General features: G+C 45.4%; 4 protein-coding genes. 1 reads left to right on the top strand and 3 read right to left on the bottom strand.

Features of this window, described 5'->3' with window-relative positions; all coding sequences use genetic code 11:
* Positions 1–166: 166 nt before the first annotated feature.
* The 3 genes from PX482_RS24030 to PX482_RS24020 form a co-directional block, all read right to left on the bottom strand.
* Positions 167–310 carry a hypothetical protein gene (locus PX482_RS24030; protein WP_223210688.1) on the bottom strand — a complete coding sequence of 48 codons (144 nt, stop codon included), beginning with the start codon at positions 308–310 and terminating at the stop codon, positions 167–169.
* Positions 311–373: 63 nt separating this feature from the next.
* Positions 374–658, bottom strand: coding sequence for a hypothetical protein (locus PX482_RS24025; protein ID WP_002798346.1), 285 nt, complete (start codon positions 656–658; stop codon positions 374–376).
* Positions 659–982: 324 nt separating this feature from the next.
* Positions 983–1,108, bottom strand: coding sequence for a hypothetical protein (locus PX482_RS24020; RefSeq protein ID WP_288025893.1), 126 nt, complete (start codon positions 1,106–1,108; stop codon positions 983–985).
* Between the two features lie 106 nt (positions 1,109–1,214).
* On the opposite strand from PX482_RS24020, the gene PX482_RS24015 reads away from it, so the two are divergent.
* A complete protein-coding gene (locus PX482_RS24015; protein WP_002759960.1) occupies positions 1,215–2,210 on the top strand; it encodes a LysR family transcriptional regulator in 996 nt (331 codons plus the stop codon).
* Positions 2,211–2,651: the final 441 nt, after the last annotated feature.

The raw sequence follows: 2,651 nt of genomic DNA, 5'->3' as shown, positions 1-2,651 counted from the left end.
CCGTTTTTTAACTTGGCTTCTACGACTAGCATTGATTAATCCTCGACCCTGGATAAATTAAGTATAACACAGTTTACCTACAAATGGTAGAATTAAAATTGTGCTTCGCAGTTAATATCTTGGTCGGATTTCATCCCCCGCAAAGGTTGATGTCTTGTCGAAAAATTTAGCGGGGGCATTCATCCGACATTTTAGGTAAATCCATCCACGAGCGCCCGAAACTGGGTTGGGGATTGACAATCCCGATACTCAGGGTGAGCAGCAGAGAAATTATTGTTAATAGCCAAAAACGGCAGAAAATAGGGCGCATAGACGATTCGATCCCATAAAAACCTCATTCCCATTCTAGACAGTCCCTATCACCCTTTACCTGTTACTGTCCGCGATTGGTTTGATAGACGTAAAAGTTAAATAAATCGAATAAACTGCCAACAAAAGCAAAGGTGACAGCGATGGTTAACAGGCCTTGTAGGGGATAACCGCCGCCGAAAATGGTTAAAAATTGCAGTATTTGGCTAAAACCGGTCTGAGAAACCCAAGTAAAGCCGGGGACGTGACTGGTGGCCAATAAAGCCGTTAAAATAGAACCCACCAAGAGGACGGGGGCAACAAAACTTAATAGGGTGGAAAATAGCAGGGAACGGAGCAAAGTAAGCATGGGTGCTGATCTCCAGAGAATTAGGGGGCGATCGAACGGGAATAGGAATCTACACTCGCTCCCCTCTAGGATATACGTTCATCTCGGCTGGGGGCGGTTTGTTAAAAAATCTTAAAATATCATTAAGATTCTTGGTTAAGAACGATTAAGTGGTACACAAAAGTCAACCCGATAATTGCTGGGGCAGCCTTTTTCAGTGTGGGGTGTGGGGTGTGGGGTGTGGGGTGTAGGGCGTAGGGTGTAGGGCGTAGGGTGTAGGGTGTGGGGTGTAGGGTGTAGGGTGTGGGGAGAATAAATAGAAATAATCTCCTGACTCGGAGTCTCCTATCTCCTGACTCCTGACTCGGAGACTCCTATCTCCTGACTCCTATCTCCTGACTCGGAGACTCCTGACTCCTGATAACTGATAACCGGTAACTGATCACTGATAACTGGAACTACCTGAAGCATTGATCCCCGTGGTGTGGTACTGTCAATTCAGTGTATTTATCGGCACTGGCTTAAGATTTGTCGCTATTGTCCTCCCCTTCTCCTGTCGCTGTTTTTGAGGCTTTCTATGACCGACATTCCCTTCACCCTAGACCAACTGAGAATTCTCAAAGCGATCGCTGCCGAAGGAAGCTTTAAACGGGCGGCAGATACCCTGTATGTATCTCAACCGGCGGTCAGTCTTCAGGTACAAAACCTCGAAAAACAGCTAAATGTGCCGTTATTTGACCGGGGCGGTCGGAAAGCCCAATTAACAGAAGCGGGACACCTACTCTTAAGCTACGGCGAAAAAATTATCACTCTCTGTCAAGAAACCTGTCGAGCGATCGAAGATCTACAAAATCTGCAAGGGGGAACCCTAATCATCGGTGCTTCCCAAACCACGGGAACCTATCTTCTTCCCCGCATGATCGGGATTTTTCGGCAAAAATACCCAGAAGTATCCGTACAGCTACAAGTTCATTCCACCCGTCGCACCTCTTGGAGCGTTGCTAACGGTCAAGTGGATTTAGCCATTATCGGGGGAGAAGTTCCCGCCGAATTACAAGAAACCCTGCGGATTATCCCCTACGCAGACGATGAACTGGCTTTAGTCCTGCCTATTTTTCATCCTCTGTCTAAGGTAGAAATGATTCAAAAAGAGGATTTATATCGACTAAAATTTATCACCCTCGATTCCCAATCGACGATTCGCAAAGTCATCGACAAGGTTTTAACTCGTTGCGAGATCGATACCAAACGCTTAAAAGTGGAGATGGAACTTAACTCGATCGAGGCGATTAAAAATGCCGTACAATCCGGGTTAGGGGCGGCTTTTGTCTCGGTGACAGCGATCGAAAAAGAACTACAAATGGGAGTTATCCACGCTACCCGAATTAAAGATGTGGAAGTACGACGCACTTTGTCGGTAATTATTAACCCGAATCGCTATCGATCAAAAGCCGCCGAAGCTTTTACCCTAGAAATACTACCCCAATTCTCCACCTATCCCGAATATCTGGCTGACGACCACAACTTTGAACCGATTCCTAACTCGCAACCCGCCGAAATTATGAGTAAATAGGGTTGGCTGAATAAATCTAAAAACCTTGTTGGGTAAGACTTTTAGACTTTTTGGAAACCAAAAAGTACCAGATATGGGAGTGATCGGGTGGAAAATTCCTGGACTTTTTCCCTGAAAATTAGGTAATTGACCCCTTCAAAATCGGTAAAACCCCACACCCCACACCCTGCCCCCAGGAAAAACTTTTTCAGCAGACCCTATTTAATGGTTAATTGATAGAAAGACAAGGTAAATTATTGGTGGCTATGCGCGGAGATAGAAGTCGTCAATCAGCCCAAAAACTTTGGGGCCAGTTTACCCGGTGTTTACCGACAATACGCGGTTGCTTACACAGACTTTTGGGAGTCCTAAGTAGGGTTTGCTGAATAATGGTAAAACCCTTTTAAAATAAAGCTTTTGACCTGTTAAAGTCCGATGTTAGTGCAAGAAAATAGGATTGGG

This window comes from Microcystis sp. M53602_WE12 (genome assembly GCF_030065455.1).
GTDB lineage: Bacteria > Cyanobacteriota > Cyanobacteriia > Cyanobacteriales > Microcystaceae > Microcystis > Microcystis aeruginosa.
Note: the sequence above shows the minus strand (reverse complement) of the source record. Positions and strands in the feature narration are given on the sequence as shown.